Source organism: Qipengyuania thermophila, from assembly GCF_004153605.1.
GTDB classification, from domain to species: Bacteria; Pseudomonadota; Alphaproteobacteria; order Sphingomonadales; family Sphingomonadaceae; genus Qipengyuania_B; species Qipengyuania_B thermophila.
Window position 1 is genome coordinate 860,769 of sequence record NZ_SDSI01000001.1, and the last position, 15,497, is coordinate 876,265.

Genomic DNA, 15,497 nt, shown 5'->3' on the forward strand with positions numbered 1-15,497 from the left:
GCCTCGCCCGGCTAGAGGGTGAAGCTTTCGCCGAGGTAAAGCCGCCGCACGTCTTCGTCCGCGACCAGCGCCTGCGGCGTGCCCGCAAACAGCACCTTGCCGCCGTAGATGATACAGGCGCGGTCGACGATCTCCAACGTCTCGCGCACGTTGTGATCGGTGATCAGAACGCCGATCCCGCGCTGCTTGAGGTCCTTGACGAGGTCGCGAATGTCGCTGATCGAAAGCGGATCAATGCCGGCGAACGGTTCGTCGAGCAGCATGATCGACGGCTTGGCCGCCAGCGCGCGGGCAATCTCGCAGCGGCGCCGCTCGCCGCCCGACAACGCCATCGCCGGGCTGGATCGCAGCCGCGTCAGCCCGAACTCGTCGAGCAGCCGCTCCAGCTCCGCCGCGCGCGCGCGCCGGTCCGGCTCCACCATCTCGAGCACGCAGTTGATGTTCTGCTCGACCGTCATGCCGCGGAAGATGCTCGTCTCCTGCGGCAGATAGCCGAGGCCGAGGATCGCGCGCCGGTACATCGGCAGGTGGGTGACGTCCTCGCCATCCATCAGGATGCGCCCGGTGTCGGGCTTCACCAGCCCCATGATCGAGTAGAAACAGGTCGTCTTGCCGGCGCCGTTCGGCCCGAGCAGGCCCAGCACCTCGCCCTTGCCCACAGTGAGCGAGATGTCGTTGAGCACGCTGCGCTTGTCGTAGCTCTTGGCGATCGACACGACCTCCAGCCCGCCCTGCGGGATCGGCGGCGCGGCGCCGAGCACGGCGGCGTCGGCAGCAAAGGACGGATCGTGGTCGGCCATCGGGTCAGGCATAGGGGGCGCCGCGCGGCTTGGAAAGGGCACGCGCGGCAGGACCGGCGGCAGGGGCGGCGGATGGTGCGGGGCGGCGGCTTGCACATCCGCGGCGGGTCTGGGACAAGACCTCCCGCAGGCAGGCGGGAGTGGCGAGATGAACGAGCGAACCCGATGGAGCGGGGCGCGGGCGGCAGAGGCGGCATCGCGCCGCCGGACGCGCGACTGGCGCCGCGCGATGAGCGACAATGTCGCCACGGCGCTGCTGGTCTACACCACGCTGCAGATCTTCCTGACCGTCAAGGCGCTGGCAAAGGCGACCGATTACTCGCTGTGGCCGTACGTGTCGCTGGTGGGCATGGTGGCGCTGTTCATCCCGTTCGGCCGCTCGGCGGAAAGACGCTGGGCCGCGCTTTCCGACGCGCGCGCGGCCGATCCCGCGCTGGCGCCGCACTTCCGCCGCGATCAGGCGCTGGTGTGGAGCCTCGCCATCGGCCTGCCGCTGCTGCTCACCTGGGTGTTCCGCCTGCTGTTTGCCGCCGCCTGAGCGAACGCGGCGCCGGCGCTGCGGATTACTCGGCGTCCTTGCGCTCCAGCCCCGGATTGGCCGGCCGCACCTTGGCCAGCTCGATCGCCTCCAGCACGATGCGGCGCGCATCGTCGCGCGATCCCCAGTGGCCCACGCGCACCCACTTCTCCTTCTCCAGATCCTTGTAGTGGGTGAAGAAGTGCTCGATCTGCTCGAAGATGATCGCGGGCAGATCGCCCCGCTCGTTGACGTTCGAGTAGTAGGGAAAGGTCGTGTCCACCGGCACGCAGACGAGCTTCTCGTCGCCGCCGTGCTCGTCCTCGAGGTGCAGCACGCCGATCGGGCGGGCGCGGACGATGCAGCCGGGGATGAACGGGCTGCGCGCGATCACCAGCGCGTCCAGCGGGTCGCCGTCCGGCGACAGCGTGTGCGGGACGAAGCCGTAATTGGCGGGGTAGCGCATGGGGGTGTGGAGGATGCGGTCGACGAACAGCGCGCCGCTGTCCTTGTCGAACTCGTACTTGACCGGCTCGCCCCCGCTCGGCACCTCAATGATGACGTTGAGGTCGTCGGGCGGATTGCTTCCCACGGGGATCTTGTCGATACGCATGGCGCGAGCCTGTAGAAGCGGCGGTGCTGCGCCGCAACACGCGAATGCTTTTCCGTGCCGGCACGAGACGCTAAGCGCGCACGCGACATGAAGCCCTCCACCCCCAAGGCCATCCGCGGCACGCAGGACATCTTCGGCGCCGAGGCGGAGGCGTTCGCCTTCGTCGTCGACACCTTCGAACGCGTGCGCAAGCTCTACCGCTTCCGCCGGGTCGAGATGCCGGTGTTCGAGCGCACGGAGGTGTTCAGCCGCGCCATCGGCGAGACGACCGACGTGGTCTCCAAGGAAATGTATTCCTTCGAGGACCGGGGCGGGGACTCGCTGACCCTCAGGCCCGAATTCACTGCCGGCATCGCCCGCGCCTACCTGACGAACGGGTGGCAGCAGCACGCGCCGCTGAGGGTGGCGACCCACGGTCCGCTGTTCCGCTACGAACGGCCGCAGAAGGGCCGCTATCGCCAGTTTCACCAGATCGACGCGGAGATCCTCGGAGCCGCCGAGCCGATGGCCGATGTCGAACTGCTGGCGATGGCCGACCATGTCCTGCGCGATCTCGGCATCACGGGCGTGACGCTGCATCTCAACACGCTGGGCGACGCGGACAGCCGCGAGCGGTGGCGCAGCGCGCTGGTGGCCTATTTCCGCGAGGTGGCGGGCGACCTCAGCGCCGAATCGCGAGCCCGGCTGGAAAAGAATCCGCTGCGCATCCTCGACAGCAAGGATCCGGCCGACCGGCGCTTCGTGGCGGAGGCGCCGACGATCGACACCTTCCTGTCTGACGAGGCGCTGCGGTTCTTCGAACAGGTGACGGACGGGCTGGACGCGGCGGGCGTCGGCTGGACACGGGCGCGGAGCCTCGTCCGGGGTCTCGACTACTACCGCCACACCGCCTTCGAGTTCGTGCCGGACGAAGGGTCGGCCGCGGCGGCGGCGCTGGGCGCGCAGAGCACGGTGCTGGGCGGGGGGCGTTACGACGGGCTGATGGAATCGCTCGGTGGCCCGCCGACCCCGGCGGTGGGCTGGGCCGCCGGCATCGAGCGGCTGGCGATGCTGGTGGGTGAGCGGGGAGATGTTCCGGCTGATGTGATCGTAGTGGTGGAGGATGATGAGCGCATGGCTCAAAGCTTCGCCGCGCTGCGTGTTCTACGCGAGGAGGGATTGTCGGCTGAGTTGATCGCCAGCGGGTCTGCACGTAAGCGGTTTGATAAGGCGGCAAAAGCTAACCCGCGCGCTATCCTCTCCATCGGCGCGCAGGGCATGATGGGTGCTCCCATCCGCAGCAACGATGAAGTCCTAGTGGATCGACTAGGTGACCTGCTTTACGAGAAGGTTTTCTCTAACCCCACGACGTCACCCCGGACTTGATCCGGGGTCCAGCTTCCTTTTGCGACGCCGGCAGGTAAGAAGCCTAGCCCCGGATCAAGTCCGGGGCGACGGAGTGTTGGAACAACGTGCAGATCCCTCCCGAACGCCTCAACCAGATCACCCGCCGCTTCGCCGAGATCGAGGCGCGGCTGGCGAGCGGGGTGCTGGAGGGTGACGCCTTCGTGCAGGCGTCGCGGGACTATGCCGAGCTGGAACCCGTCGCCCGCACCGCCCGCGAAGTGCAGGCGATGCGCGCGGAGATGAAGGCGCTTGAGGAGCTGCTGGCCGACCCCGACATGCGGCCCATGGCGGAGGAGGATCTCGCCCGCATCCGCGCCGCGCTGCCGGAGAAGGAGCGCGCGCTCGCCCTGGCCATGCTGCCGCGCGACGCCGCCGATGCGCGGCCCGCGATGCTGGAAATCCGCGCTGGCACCGGCGGGGACGAGGCGGCCCTGTTCGCCGGCGACCTGTACCGCATGTATGAACGCTTCGCCGCCGAGCAGGGCTGGCGGGTGGAGCCGGTCTCGATGAACGCGAGCGACATCGGCGGGTTCAAGGAGATCGTCGCCAGCGTGACCGGCGCCGGCGTGTTCGCCAAGCTCAAGTTCGAATCGGGCGTCCACCGGGTGCAGCGCGTGCCCGAGACCGAAAGCGGCGGGCGCATCCACACCAGCGCCGCGACCGTCGCCGTGCTGCCCGAACCGGACGAGATCGACGTCGCCATTGATCCTGCCGACCTCAAGGTTGACGTCTACCGCGCGAGCGGGGCCGGGGGGCAGCATGTCAACACGACGGACAGCGCGGTGCGGATCACCCACCTTCCGACCGGCACCGTCGTCACCTGCCAGGACGGGCGCAGCCAGCACAAGAACCGCGAGAAGGCGATGCAGGTGCTGCGCGCGCGGCTGTTCGAGGCGCAGCGTGCCGCGACGCAGGGCGCCGAGGCGGAGGCGCGCCGCGCCATGGTCGGCAGCGGCGACCGGTCCGAACGCATCCGCACCTACAACTTTCCCCAAGGGCGCGTGACCGACCACCGCATCGGCCTGACGCTGCACAAGCTGCCCGACATCCTGGCCGGTCCGGGGCTGGGCGAACTCGTCGACGCGCTCGTCGCGGCAGACGAGGCGGCGCGGCTGGCGCAGGCCGATGAGTGATCGCGCGACCGGGCGGACACACGGCACCAGCAGCATCGCCGCGGCCTTGCGTCAGGGAGCCGAACACCTGGCCGCCACCTCTCCGACCGGGCGCCTCGATGCCGAGCTGCTGATGGCCCATGCGCTTGGTGTGAGCCGCTCCGACCTCCTGCTGCGGCATACGCGCGAGGCGGTGCCGGAAGGCTTTGCCGGGCTTGTCGCCCGCCGGGCCCGGCACGAGCCGGTGGCCTACATCACCGGCGAGCAGGAGTTCTACGGCCTCGCCTTCGCAGTCACGCCCGACGTCCTCATTCCCCGGGGCGACAGCGAGGTGCTGGTCGACGCGGCGCTGGCGCTCGATCCGCCTCCGCGCCGGGTGCTGGACCTTGGCACCGGCTCGGGTGCGTTGCTGCTGGCGGTGCTGGCCCACGTGCCGCACGCGCGCGGCACCGGCCTCGACCGCAGCGGCGCCGCGCTCGCCGTGGCGAGGCGCAACGCCAGCGCGCTGTGTCTGGAAGAGCGGGCACGCTTCGTCGCGGCGGACTGGTCCTGCCTCGGGTGGTCGGACACGCTGGGGTGTCATGATCTGGTGCTGTGCAATCCGCCCTACGTGCCGACGGGAGCGCCGCTGCCCGCCGATGTGCGCGACTTCGAACCGGGCGGGGCGCTCTTCGCCGGCGCGGACGGGCTCGACGCGTATCGGCTGCTCGTGCCGCAGCTGGATGCGCTGGTCGCCGATGGCGGGGCCGTGCTGCTGGAGACGGGCGACGCGCAGGGCGGCGCGGTGCTGGCGCTGGCCGAGAGTTGCGGATGGCGCGGCGAGGTGCGGCACGACCTCGGCGGCCGCCCGCGTCTCGTGGCGCTTCGCCGGGCGGCATGTCCCTGAATGGGCATGGCGGAAAGGTCTTGGCAAAGGCTGACGCCGTCGCTACTTCTGTTCGTGACCGCTCCGCAGCGCACAGCGCCGACGGACCGGGCAGCTCCGAAATCGGTGGGCCGCGCGCCTTCTTCCGAAGGCCGGGTCAGACGGCTGGGGGTGCGGCGCGGCGCATGGCGCGCCCGCGTGAGGGCGAGAGAGACGGACGCGGGGCACGCCGCCGCCGCTGGCGCGGCACCCTGAGGTCCCAACAAGGAAGAACCTCCTTTGAACAACAACAATCGCAGCAACCGCCGGCGCGGCCGCGGCAACCGGCCGCAGGGCCAGGGTGGCGGACAGGTCAACCGCATCGACAGCCGGGCGCGCGGCAACGCTCCGCAGATGCTCGAGAAGTACAAGAAGCTTGCCCAGGACGCGCAGCACAACGGCGACCGGGTCCAGGCGGAATATTACCTGCAGTTCGCCGACCACTACTATCGGGTCATGGCCGACACGCGGATGCGGCAGGACGAGAACCGGGCGCGGCGCGGTGACGAGGGGCGCGACCCTCGGCCGGGAGGTGACCGGTTCGACGCCGACGAGGATGATTTCGACACCCGCGACGACCGGCGCGACCGGGGCCGGCGCCCGTCCCGGACCGAGGCGGATGAGCCGGCCGTGCCCGCGGACGAGCCTGCGCCGGGCCGGGCCGACGATGGCGTGTTCGGAAACGGTGCGCTCCCGTCGGAGGAAGGCGTGCCGGGGCATGAGGGCGAGATTGCCGTCCGCCCGCGCCGCGGCCGGTCGGACACGGTGCGGACTGCTCGTCCGCGCGCCGGCCGCGCGGGTGTCGCGCCGGCGCCGGGCGAGGACGACGCGGAGCAGGGAGCGGTCGATGCGGCCGTGCTGCAGCCGGCGTTCCGCGGTGTCGACACGGAGGACGAGGGCGGCGCAGAGCCGCTTCCGACGCCGCGCCGGCGCCGCGTTCGCGCCGTGACGCAGGACGACGGCAGTCCGGTAGGCGCGGTCGGCTGATCCGCTGACCTGCGGCGATGCGCGCCGGTGATCCCGAGGTGCGGCCGGCCGGAACCGCGCACCGCCCGCACGAGGCGCTCCGCAGACCTGTCGATGCGGGAGAGGATAGGCGCGCGCCGCTGCTCGGCGGGGCGCTGCACCGCTATCCGCGCGGCCTGGCTCTTGGGCTCGGCGCGGCTGCGGCGACCGGCTTTCCGCCCCTGCGCCTCTGGCCGCTGGCGCTTGTCGCCATGGGCCTGTTCGTGCTGCTGCTGAGCCAGGCGCGGCGTGGACGGGAAGCCTTCCTGCTCGGCTGGCTGTTCGGGCTGGCGCATTACACCCTGACCAACAACTGGATCGCCACGGCGTTCACTTATCAGGCCAGCATGCCGCCGGCGCTCGGCTGGGTCGCGGTGCCGCTGCTCTCGCTCTACCTCGCAGTCTACCCGGGGCTGGCGGCGCTGGCGGCGTGGAGCCTGTGGCGCGGGCGGGGAGGGCCTGCGGGGCTGATCTGGCTGTTCGGCGCCTGCTGGATCGTGGCGGAATGGCTGAAAAGCTGGGTGTTCACCGGCTATGCCTGGGCACCGTTCTCGCTGACGATGCTGGGCGGGTTCGACCGGCCGGGCCTTGCGGCCGTGCTGCCGGTGATGGGCACCTATGCCCTGTCCGGGCTGGCGGTGGTGATTGCCGGATATCTCGCCCTGCTTGTGTCGGAACGCCGGTGGCGTGTCCTGGCGCTCACCTTCGGCCTGCTGGCCGCGGGGATGTTCTGGCCCGCCGCGACCGATACGTCCGCTGACGGACTGCCCGTGACGCTGGTGCAACCCGACATCCGCCAACAGGATCTCAACAACGCGGCGCTGTTCGAGGAACAGTTCGCCCGCATCGCCGCGCTGAGCCGCCCGCTCCGTCCCGGCGAGCGGCGGCTGGTGCTGTGGCCGGAATCGGCGGTGCCCGACTATCTGCGCGACGGCTATCCCCAGCGCTATTACGACCAGCTCACGGCCGGCGGCGACCCGGCGTTTGCCCGGCGGCGGATCGGTGCGGCGATCGGGGAGGGAAGCCTGTTGCTGACGGGCGCCGTCGATCTGGAGATCCGCGCCGACGAGACGGGTTACCGCCGAGCCGTCGGGGCCTACAACGCGGTGACGGTGATCGACGCCCAAGGCACGCTGCGCGGCCGCTACGTCAAGGCGCATCTCGTGCCGTATGGCGAATATCTGGCGCTGCGCTGGCTGCTGGAGCCGCTCGGCGCGACGCGGCTCGTGGCAGGGGCGCTCGACTTCATTCCCGGTCCGGGGCCGCAGACGCTCGAACTTGGACCATGGGGACAGGCGGGGGTGCAGATCTGCTACGAGATCATCTTCTCCGGCAAGGTCGTCGACCGCGCCGCCCGTCCGCAGTTCATCTTCAACCCGTCCAACGACGGCTGGTTCGGTGCCTGGGGTCCGCCGCAGCACCTTGCCCAGGCGCGGCTGCGCGCGATCGAGGAGGGGCTGCCGGTGCTGCGGGCGACGACCACCGGGATCAGCGCGATCATCTCTGCCGATGGCGTCGTGCGGCACCACATCCCCATGCACCGCGCAGCGCGGATCGACACGCGCATCCCTGCGCCGGCGCCCCCAACCCTGTTTGCCCGGTTCGGTCACGGACTGACCCTCTTCTGGACACTGACCCTTCTTGCCGGATCGGTGGTTGCCATGCGGCTGCGGCGCGCCTAGGAGCAGGCAGACATAAAGACTTCTTTATATCGGGATATTTATGCGGACCGATTATCTGTTCACATCCGAGAGCGTTTCCGAAGGGCACCCGGACAAGGTCGCGGACCAGATCTCCGACGCCGTCGTCGACCTGTTTCTTGCGCACGATCCCGAAGCGCGGGTGGCGTGCGAGACGCTGTGCACGACGCAGCGGGTGATCCTGGCGGGGGAAATCCGCTGCGCTCCGCTCTATGATCCGGTCCGCCATCCGGAGACGCACGGCTGGGCGCCCGGTGCCCGTGATGCGATCGAGCAGGTCGTGCGCCAGACGGTCCGGGAGATCGGCTACGAGCAGGAGGGCTTCCACTGGGAAACGCTCGCGTTCGAGAACCATCTGCATGGCCAGTCGGCCGAAATCGCGCAGGGCGTCGATGCCGGCACGGATGGAAACAACAAGGATGAGGGTGCCGGCGATCAGGGCATCATGTTCGGCTACGCCTGCGACGAAACTCCCGACTGCATGCCCGCGACGCTCGACTACAGCCACAAGATCCTCGAACGGCTCGCCCGCGACCGCAAGTCGGGCGCGGCGCCGTTTCTCGAACCGGATGCCAAGAGCCAGCTGACGCTGCGCTACGAGAGCGGCCGGCCGGTCGCCTGCACGGCCGTCGTCGTGTCGACGCAGCACAAGTCCGGCTACCACGAAGGAGAGCGGGACGCGCAGCTCAAGGACTATGTCCGGGCGGTCGTGCGCGAGGTTCTGCCCGACGGATGGCTGTCGGACGCGACCATCTGGCACATCAATCCCACCGGCGCCTTCGAGATCGGCGGTCCGGACGGCGACACGGGCCTGACGGGGCGCAAGATCATCGTCGACACCTATGGCGGCGCAGCCCCGCATGGCGGCGGTGCCTTCAGCGGCAAGGATCCGACCAAGGTCGATCGCTCCGCCGCCTATGTGGCCCGGTATCTGGCCAAGAACATCGTGGCGGCGGGGCTGGCCAAGCGTTGCACCATCCAGCTGTCCTACGCCATCGGGGTGTCGGAGCCGCTGTCGCTGTATGTCGACACGCACGGCACCGGCACGGTCGCGGACGCCGATCTGGAGCGGGCCATTGGCCGGCTCGACCGGCTCGGCGGGCTGACGCCGCGGGGCATCCGCACCCATCTTGGCCTCAACAAGCCGATCTATGCCGCCACGGCCGCCTATGGCCACTTCGGGCGGCCGGCCGAGGGCGACCGGTTCCCGTGGGAGCGGTGCGACCTGGTCGACGAGCTGCGGGCGCTGACGGGCGCCTGAGCGGTCAGTCGTCCTCGCCGAGCGCCGGGGACGGGCGGTCGAGCGCCAGCCGTGCGTCCGAGAACGCAAACGGACTGCGCAGCCCGGGCAGGCCGCCGACCTCCACCTTCAGCCTGCGGGCGAGGGTCTGCGGATCGGCAAACACCTGCGACACGGTGTTGATCGGCCCGGCGGGAACGCCCGCCGCCGCACAGGCCTTGAGCAGCGCGGCCCGCGACCAGCGCCGCGTGGTGGACGACAGCGTCTCGCGCAGCGCGTCCCGGTTGGCCAGACGGGCGGCGTTGGTGGCAAAGCGGGGATCGTCGAGCAGGTCATCACGCGCGAGCAGCGCCGCCAGACGACGGAACAGCCCGTCATTGCCGGGGGCGAGCACGACCTCGCCATCCGCCACGGGGAACACGCCGTAGCAGCTGACCTGAAGATGCTCGTTGCCCATGCGGGGCGGATCGTCGCCGGTGGCGAACAGGGCCAGCGCCTGGTTGGCAAGCAGCGCCACCGAGCAGTCGAACAGGGCCATGTCGATGTGCTGGCCGCGGCCCGTGCGCGCGCGCATCAGCAGCGCCGCCTGAATGGCGCTCACGCTGTAGATGCCGCAGAACAGGTCCGAGATGGCAAGGCCGTGCTTCATCGGCTCGCCATCCGGCTCGCCGGTCAGGGCCATGAACCCGCTCATCGCCTGGATGACGAAATCGTAGCCCGGTTCCGCCGCGCGCGGACCGGTCTGCCCGAAGCCCGTGATCGAACAGTAGACGAGGCCGGGATTGGCGCGGGACAGGGAGGGGTAGTCCAGCGCGTACTTCTCCAAAGTGCCGGGCAGGAAGTTCTCGATCAGGACGTCCGCGCCTGCGGCGAGCTTTTGCACGCGGGCGCGGTCGCCGGCCTCGCGAAAGTCGGCGGTGATGCCGCGCTTGCCCCGGTTGCAGGCGTGGTAGTAGGCGGCCTCCTGCCGCCCGTCCGGCCGGCGGATGTAGGGCGGACCCCAGGCGCGGGTGTTGTCGCCGCCGGGCGCCTCGACCTTGATGACGTCGGCGCCGAGGTCGGCCAGCGTCTGGCCCGCCCACGGTCCGGCCAGCACACGGGCGAGTTCGAGCACGCGCAGACCGGCAAGCGGGGCATCCGCCGCGCGCGGGGCGGCGAGCCAGTCCGTCACGTCACGTAATGCGCGGTGGTCCTGGCGGCGATCTCGTCCGCGCTGACGCCGGGCGCGCACTCCAGCAGGCGAAAGGGGCTGGAATGGTCCGGGCGCTGGAACACGGCCAGATTGGTGATGATCATGTCCACCACGTTCGTGCCCGTCAGCGGCAGGGTGCAGCGCGGGATGAACTTGGGACTGCCGTCCTTGGCGGTGTGGTCCATGACGACGATGATCTTCTTGACCCCGGCGACGAGGTCCATCGCCCCGCCCATGCCCTTGATCATCTTGCCCGGCACCATCCAGTTGGCGATGTCGCCGTTCTCCGCCACCTCCATGGCTCCGAGCACGGTGAGATCGATGTGCCCGCCCCGGATCATGGCGAACGACTGGGCGCTGTCGAAATAGGCGGAGTGGGGCAGCTCGCTGATCGTCTGCTTGCCGGCGTTGATGAGGTCCGGGTCCACCTCGTCGTCGTAGGGGAACGGACCGATGCCCAGCATCCCGTTTTCGGACTGGAGCGTGACCGTCATGCCGGCGGGGATGTGATTGGCGACCAGCGTCGGAATGCCGATGCCCAGATTGACGTAGTAGCCGTCGCGCAGTTCCTGCGCCGCGCGGGCGGCCATCTGGTCGCGGGTCCAGCCGGTCGCTAGGGTGGCGGTCTCGGTCATCGTCAGTTGCCTCGGCTCATGATGTCGGGTGCGGAGCGGGTGGTCTGCGGCTGCCACCGGGCATCGGGCGGGAACACGTCCGCGATGCCGCCCCGGTCGAAGGCGCCGTAGACCGGATTGGGCAGCACGAACCAGCCATTGCCCCACAGCTGGGCCACCTCGCCGCGCTGGGCGATGCGCCGCCGTTCCTGCGCCCCCAGTTCGCGCTCGTTGAACAGGTCGGCGAAGTCGCCCAGATTGTCACCCACCTGCGCCAGCACGCAGTAGCGCGCGGCGATCCGGGCGCGGCGCGGATCCTTGTCGCTGCCGGCAGCGTCCATGCCGCGCAGGAAGATCGTCTCGCCCACGATGTAATCGCCGAACCCGAGCTGCGCGAAGCCGCGGACCGTGTCTGCGGCGGTTTCCAGCGCCCGGTTGGTGTTGATGATCGGGGTGATCCCCGCCTCCCGCAGCGCGCGCACCGCCGCCACCGCGCCCGGCACCGCGGCGAGCTGCGGATTGCCGGTCCGCTCCCACTCGGCCCAGACTGCCGGGTCGAAGGGCTGGCCGGATGTCGCGCGCCAGTATTCGTGGCCGCGATTGAGAACCAGCGTCTCGTCTCCGTCGAAGATCACCGCCGGCGGCTTGCGGCCGCCGCCCGGCAGCAGGCAGCTTTCCGTGCCCAGCCCGTCCGGCCGGCCGGGCAGGCCGAGCAGCACCGAAGCCGCCGGCTGGGCGGCCTGCCGCGCGCGCACATAGTCGCCGAGCTGGCGAAAGGCCTGCAGCGACACCGCGGCGGCCTCGGCCGAGCTGTACAGCCACCGGGTGCCGAGCGGGACCGGGCGGGCGTCGGCGGTGGCCTCGGCCGATCGCTGCACGCCATCGGTGACGGGCGGCAGGGTCAGCACCGGTCCGTCGGCCACGTGACTGCGGGTCTGCAGGGCGCGGTCCAGTGCCGGCGCCACCACCTGATCGGCAAGCACCGCTCCGGTGGCGCAGCCGCCGAGCGCGAGCGCGGCGGCTAAGGCGACGAGGACGCGCATCAGCGTGCCTCCTGCCGGCCGGCGTCCGGCCGCTCGCGCACCGTCCTGAACTCGATCTTCTTGTTGTAGGGCGCACCGACAACAAGGCGCTGCACGTAAACGCCCGGCAGGTGGATGCAATCCGGATCGAGACTGCCCACCGGGACGATCTCCTCCACCTCCACGACGCACACCTTGCCGCACGTGGCGGCCGGAACGTTGAAGTTGCGCGCGGTCTTGCGGAACACGGTGTTGCCGGTCTCGTCGGCCCGCCAGGCCTTGACGATGGCGAGATCGGCGAAGATCCCGCATTCGAGGATGTAGTCCTCGCCGTCGAAGGTTTTCACTTCCTTGCCCTCGGCGACGAGCGTGCCGACACCCGTCCTGGTGTAGAAACCCGGGATCCCCGCGCCGCCGGCCCGCATCCGCTCCGCCAGCGTGCCCTGGGGACAGAATTCGACTTCTAGCTCGCCGGACAGATACTGCCGCTCGAATTCCTTGTTTTCGCCGACATAGCTGGAGATCATCTTGGCCACCTGACGCGTGCGCAGCAGCTTGCCGATGCCCTCGTTGTCGATGCCGGCATTGTTGGACGCGAAGGTCAGGTTCCGCACGCCGCTGTCGCGGATGGCGTCCAGCAGACGCTCGGGAATGCCGCACAGCCCGAAGCCGCCGCTGGCGATCAGCATGCCGTCGCGCAACAGACCGTCAAGGGCGGCGCGGGCGTCAGGATAGAGTTTGCTCATGGACCGCCGCTCTATCGCGGCCGCCGTCACCTGTCACTATTCTCGCCCGGCCACCCCCTTTGTTGCGCAAAACGCAACGATTGTTGAGCTTTTAGCACTTGCACAAATTGCTGCGCTGCGGCACAAAGATCGAGCCTTTCAGGCATCCTCTCCCAAACTCATCAGCCCGGCTGCGCAAGCGGCCGGGCTTTTTCGTGGCCGGCGCCTCCTGTCCCGGAGCGTAGCTAGGCAACCGATGCCGCGCATCCTAGTTAGTCTTGGATACCGAGACTGCGCACAGGAAGTGGACCACGGATGGCCGACGCTGACACTGCTTTGGGGGAACGGACCGCGCGGCTGCAGGTGGCGCCCGCGCGGCAGGAGGAAAGCGGACACGGCATCGCCCGCCTCCCGCGCAGCGCGTTCCAGGCGCTGGGCATCACCGAGGGGGACGTCATCGAGATCCGCGGCAAGCGCAGCACCGCGGCGATTGCCATGGCTGCCTATGACGAGGACCAGGCGCTGTTGGTGATCCGCCTCGACGGGCTTCAGCGCGCCAACGCGGAGGTCGGGTCGGGCGAGCATGTGGCGGTGCTGGCGACGCAGTCCCGGCCGGCGACGCGGGTCGTGTTCGCCCCCGCGCAGCGCGAGATGCGGCTGCAGGGACCGCCGCAGGCCCTGAAGCGCAACTTCTTCCGCCGCCCTCTCGTCGCGGGCGATCTTGTGGCGACGACCGGGCAGCAGTCGGTGCAGAACATGCCGCCGCAGGTGGCGCGGATGTTCAACGCGCCCGCCTTCGCCCTGACGCAGATCCGCCTCACCGTGGTGGCGACCACGCCCAAGGGCGTCGTCCACATCGACGAGAACACCGAGGTCGAACTGCGCTCCGAGTTCGAGGAGCCGCGCGATGGCCGCGCCAGCGTCAACTACGACGATGTCGGCGGCATGGGCGAGACGATCCAGCAGCTGCGCGAGATGGTGGAGCTTCCGCTGCGGTACCCCGAGCTGTTCACCCGCCTCGGCGTGGACCCGCCCAAGGGGGTGCTGCTGCACGGGCCGCCGGGCACGGGCAAGACGCGCCTGGCGCAGGCGGTCGCGAACGAATCCGATGCCAGCTTCTTCACCATCAACGGACCGGAGATCATGGGGTCCGGCTACGGCGAGAGCGAGAAGCGGCTGCGCGAGGTGTTCGACGAAGCGACCAAGGCGGCCCCGGCGATCATCTTCATCGACGAGATCGATTCGATCGCCCCCAAGCGCAGCCAGGTTCCCGGCGAGGCAGAGAAGCGCCTGGTCGCGCAGCTTCTGACGCTGATGGACGGACTGGAGGCCCGCGCCAACCTTGTGGTGATCGCTGCCACCAACCGCCCCGACGCCATCGACGAGGCGCTGCGCCGTCCCGGCCGGTTCGACCGCGAGATCGTGATCGGTGTTCCCGACGAGAACGGCCGGCGCGAGATCCTCGCCATCCACACCCGTGGCATGCCGCTCGGCGAGCGGGTCGACCTGGCCGAGCTGGCGCGCGGAACGCACGGCTTCGTCGGCGCCGACTTGGCCGCGCTGGCGCGCGAGGCGGCGATCGACGCCGTGCGGCGGATCATGCCGCGGCTCGACCTCGACGAGCGGACGATCCCGCAGGACGTGCTGGACGACCTCCACGTCAGCCGCGAGGACTTCCTCAACGCCCTCAAGCGGGTGCAGCCTTCCGCCATGCGCGAGGTGATGGTGGAGGTGCCCAATGTCGGCTGGAACGACATCGGCGGAATCACCGACGCCGTCGACAGCCTGCGCGAAGGCATCGAGCTGCCGCTGAAGAACCCGCAGGCCTTCGCCCGGCTCGGCATCCGCCCGGCCAAGGGCTTCCTCCTTTACGGCCCGCCGGGAACCGGCAAGACGCTGCTCGCCAAGGCGGTCGCGCGCGAGGCGGAGGCCAACTTCATCTCCATGAAGTCGTCCGATCTGCTCTCGAAATGGTATGGGGAGAGCGAGCAGCAGATCGCTCGCCTCTTCCAGCGCGCCCGGGCCGTGGCGCCGTGCGTGGTGTTCATCGACGAGATCGACAGCCTCGTTCCGGCCCGCGGTTCCTCGCAGGGCGAGCCGTCGGTGACCGGCCGGGTGGTCAACACCATGCTCGCCGAAATGGACGGCCTCGAGGAGCTGCAGTCGGTGGTGGTGATCGGCGCCACCAACCGCCCCAATCTCGTCGATCCGGCGCTGCTGCGGCCGGGCCGGTTCGACGAGCTGGTCTATGTCGGGACGCCGGACCGCGACGGGCGCGAACACATTCTGGGCATCCACACGCGCGACATGCCGCTGGCCGATGACGTGCGGCTCGGCTGGCTGGCGGAACAGACCGAACGCTTCACCGGCGCGGACCTCGAGGATCTGGTGCGCCGCGCCGGGCTGGGGGCGCTGCGCCGTGTGGGCGGGGAGGTGACGCAGGTCGCCGCCGCCGACTTCGCCGCCGCGCTCGAGGACAGCCGCGCCACGGTCACGCCGCAGATGGAGGACGAGTACCGCAAGCTGCGCGGCGAGCTGAAGGCCCGCGCCGCCCAGGTGCAGACGATCGGCTTCATCTCCGAGGGCATGCTCGAGCCGCTGCGCGAACGCAAGCACGGGTGATCGGGAGACGGAAGGCGCTGGCGGAGAGGGTGTCCGTCACAAGCC

General features: G+C 69.9%; 14 protein-coding genes. 8 read left to right on the top strand and 6 right to left on the bottom strand.

Annotated features, from left to right (window positions below):
- Positions 1–11: 11 nt before the first annotated feature.
- Entirely contained in the window at positions 12–812 is an 801-nt protein-coding gene (lptB, locus tag ETO60_RS04180) for an LPS export ABC transporter ATP-binding protein (protein WP_390612530.1), read from the bottom strand.
- Positions 813–948: 136 nt separating this feature from the next.
- Between lptB and ETO60_RS04185 the strand changes: the two genes are divergently transcribed.
- Entirely contained in the window at positions 949–1,338 is a 390-nt protein-coding gene (locus ETO60_RS04185) for a hypothetical protein (RefSeq protein WP_130002884.1), read from the top strand.
- A gap of 25 nt (positions 1,339–1,363) precedes the next feature.
- Here the strand turns inward: ETO60_RS04185 and ppa are convergent, their stop codons facing one another.
- Positions 1,364–1,930, bottom strand: coding sequence for an inorganic diphosphatase (gene ppa, locus ETO60_RS04190; RefSeq protein WP_130002886.1), 567 nt, complete (start codon positions 1,928–1,930; stop codon positions 1,364–1,366).
- A gap of 87 nt (positions 1,931–2,017) precedes the next feature.
- Between ppa and hisS the strand changes: the two genes are divergently transcribed.
- From hisS to metK, 6 genes are all read left to right on the top strand, one after another.
- A complete protein-coding gene (gene hisS / locus ETO60_RS04195; protein WP_130002888.1) occupies positions 2,018–3,295 on the top strand; it encodes a histidine--tRNA ligase in 1,278 nt (425 codons plus the stop codon).
- Between the two features lie 86 nt (positions 3,296–3,381).
- Positions 3,382–4,449 carry a peptide chain release factor 1 gene (gene prfA / locus ETO60_RS04200; protein ID WP_130002890.1) on the top strand — a complete coding sequence of 356 codons (1,068 nt, stop codon included), beginning with the start codon at positions 3,382–3,384 and terminating at the stop codon, positions 4,447–4,449.
- A complete protein-coding gene (gene prmC / locus ETO60_RS04205) occupies positions 4,442–5,314 on the top strand; it encodes a peptide chain release factor N(5)-glutamine methyltransferase (RefSeq protein WP_130002892.1) in 873 nt (290 codons plus the stop codon). The genes prfA and prmC overlap by 8 nt, the downstream gene beginning before the upstream one ends.
- A 258-nt stretch (positions 5,315–5,572) precedes the next feature.
- Positions 5,573–6,319, top strand: a complete 747-nt coding sequence (locus ETO60_RS04210) for a DUF4167 domain-containing protein (protein ID WP_130002893.1) — start codon at positions 5,573–5,575, stop codon at positions 6,317–6,319.
- Positions 6,320–6,336: 17 nt separating this feature from the next.
- Positions 6,337–8,019 carry an apolipoprotein N-acyltransferase gene (gene lnt, locus ETO60_RS04215; RefSeq protein ID WP_130002895.1) on the top strand — a complete coding sequence of 561 codons (1,683 nt, stop codon included), beginning with the start codon at positions 6,337–6,339 and terminating at the stop codon, positions 8,017–8,019.
- Positions 8,020–8,059: 40 nt separating this feature from the next.
- Positions 8,060–9,298, top strand: coding sequence for a methionine adenosyltransferase (gene metK, locus ETO60_RS04220; protein ID WP_130002897.1), 1,239 nt, complete (start codon positions 8,060–8,062; stop codon positions 9,296–9,298).
- 4 nt (positions 9,299–9,302) lie between these two features.
- Here metK and ETO60_RS04225 read toward each other — a convergent pair whose 3' ends face one another.
- Genes ETO60_RS04225 through ETO60_RS04240 form a run of 4 tightly spaced genes read right to left on the bottom strand, consistent with a single transcriptional unit; the run spans position 9,303 to position 12,851 of the window.
- Positions 9,303–10,448: a CaiB/BaiF CoA transferase family protein gene (locus tag ETO60_RS04225; RefSeq protein WP_130002899.1), complete on the bottom strand. Its 1,146-nt coding sequence runs from the start codon at positions 10,446–10,448 to the stop codon at positions 9,303–9,305.
- The gene (locus ETO60_RS04230; RefSeq protein ID WP_130002901.1) at positions 10,445–11,104 is read right to left on the bottom strand and encodes a CoA transferase subunit B; all 660 of its coding nucleotides are present in this window, start codon (positions 11,102–11,104) and stop codon (positions 10,445–10,447) included. Before ETO60_RS04230 ends, ETO60_RS04225 begins: the two co-directional genes overlap by 4 nt.
- A gap of 2 nt (positions 11,105–11,106) precedes the next feature.
- Positions 11,107–12,126 (bottom strand): HAD family acid phosphatase, encoded by a 1,020-nt coding sequence (locus ETO60_RS04235; RefSeq protein ID WP_130002903.1) that lies wholly within the window; start codon positions 12,124–12,126, stop codon positions 11,107–11,109.
- A complete protein-coding gene (locus ETO60_RS04240) occupies positions 12,126–12,851 on the bottom strand; it encodes a CoA transferase subunit A (protein WP_130002905.1) in 726 nt (241 codons plus the stop codon). Before ETO60_RS04240 ends, ETO60_RS04235 begins: the two co-directional genes overlap by 1 nt.
- A gap of 294 nt (positions 12,852–13,145) precedes the next feature.
- Between ETO60_RS04240 and ETO60_RS04245 the strand changes: the two genes are divergently transcribed.
- The gene (locus tag ETO60_RS04245) at positions 13,146–15,452 is read left to right on the top strand and encodes a CDC48 family AAA ATPase (RefSeq protein WP_130002907.1); all 2,307 of its coding nucleotides are present in this window, start codon (positions 13,146–13,148) and stop codon (positions 15,450–15,452) included.
- Positions 15,453–15,497: the final 45 nt, after the last annotated feature.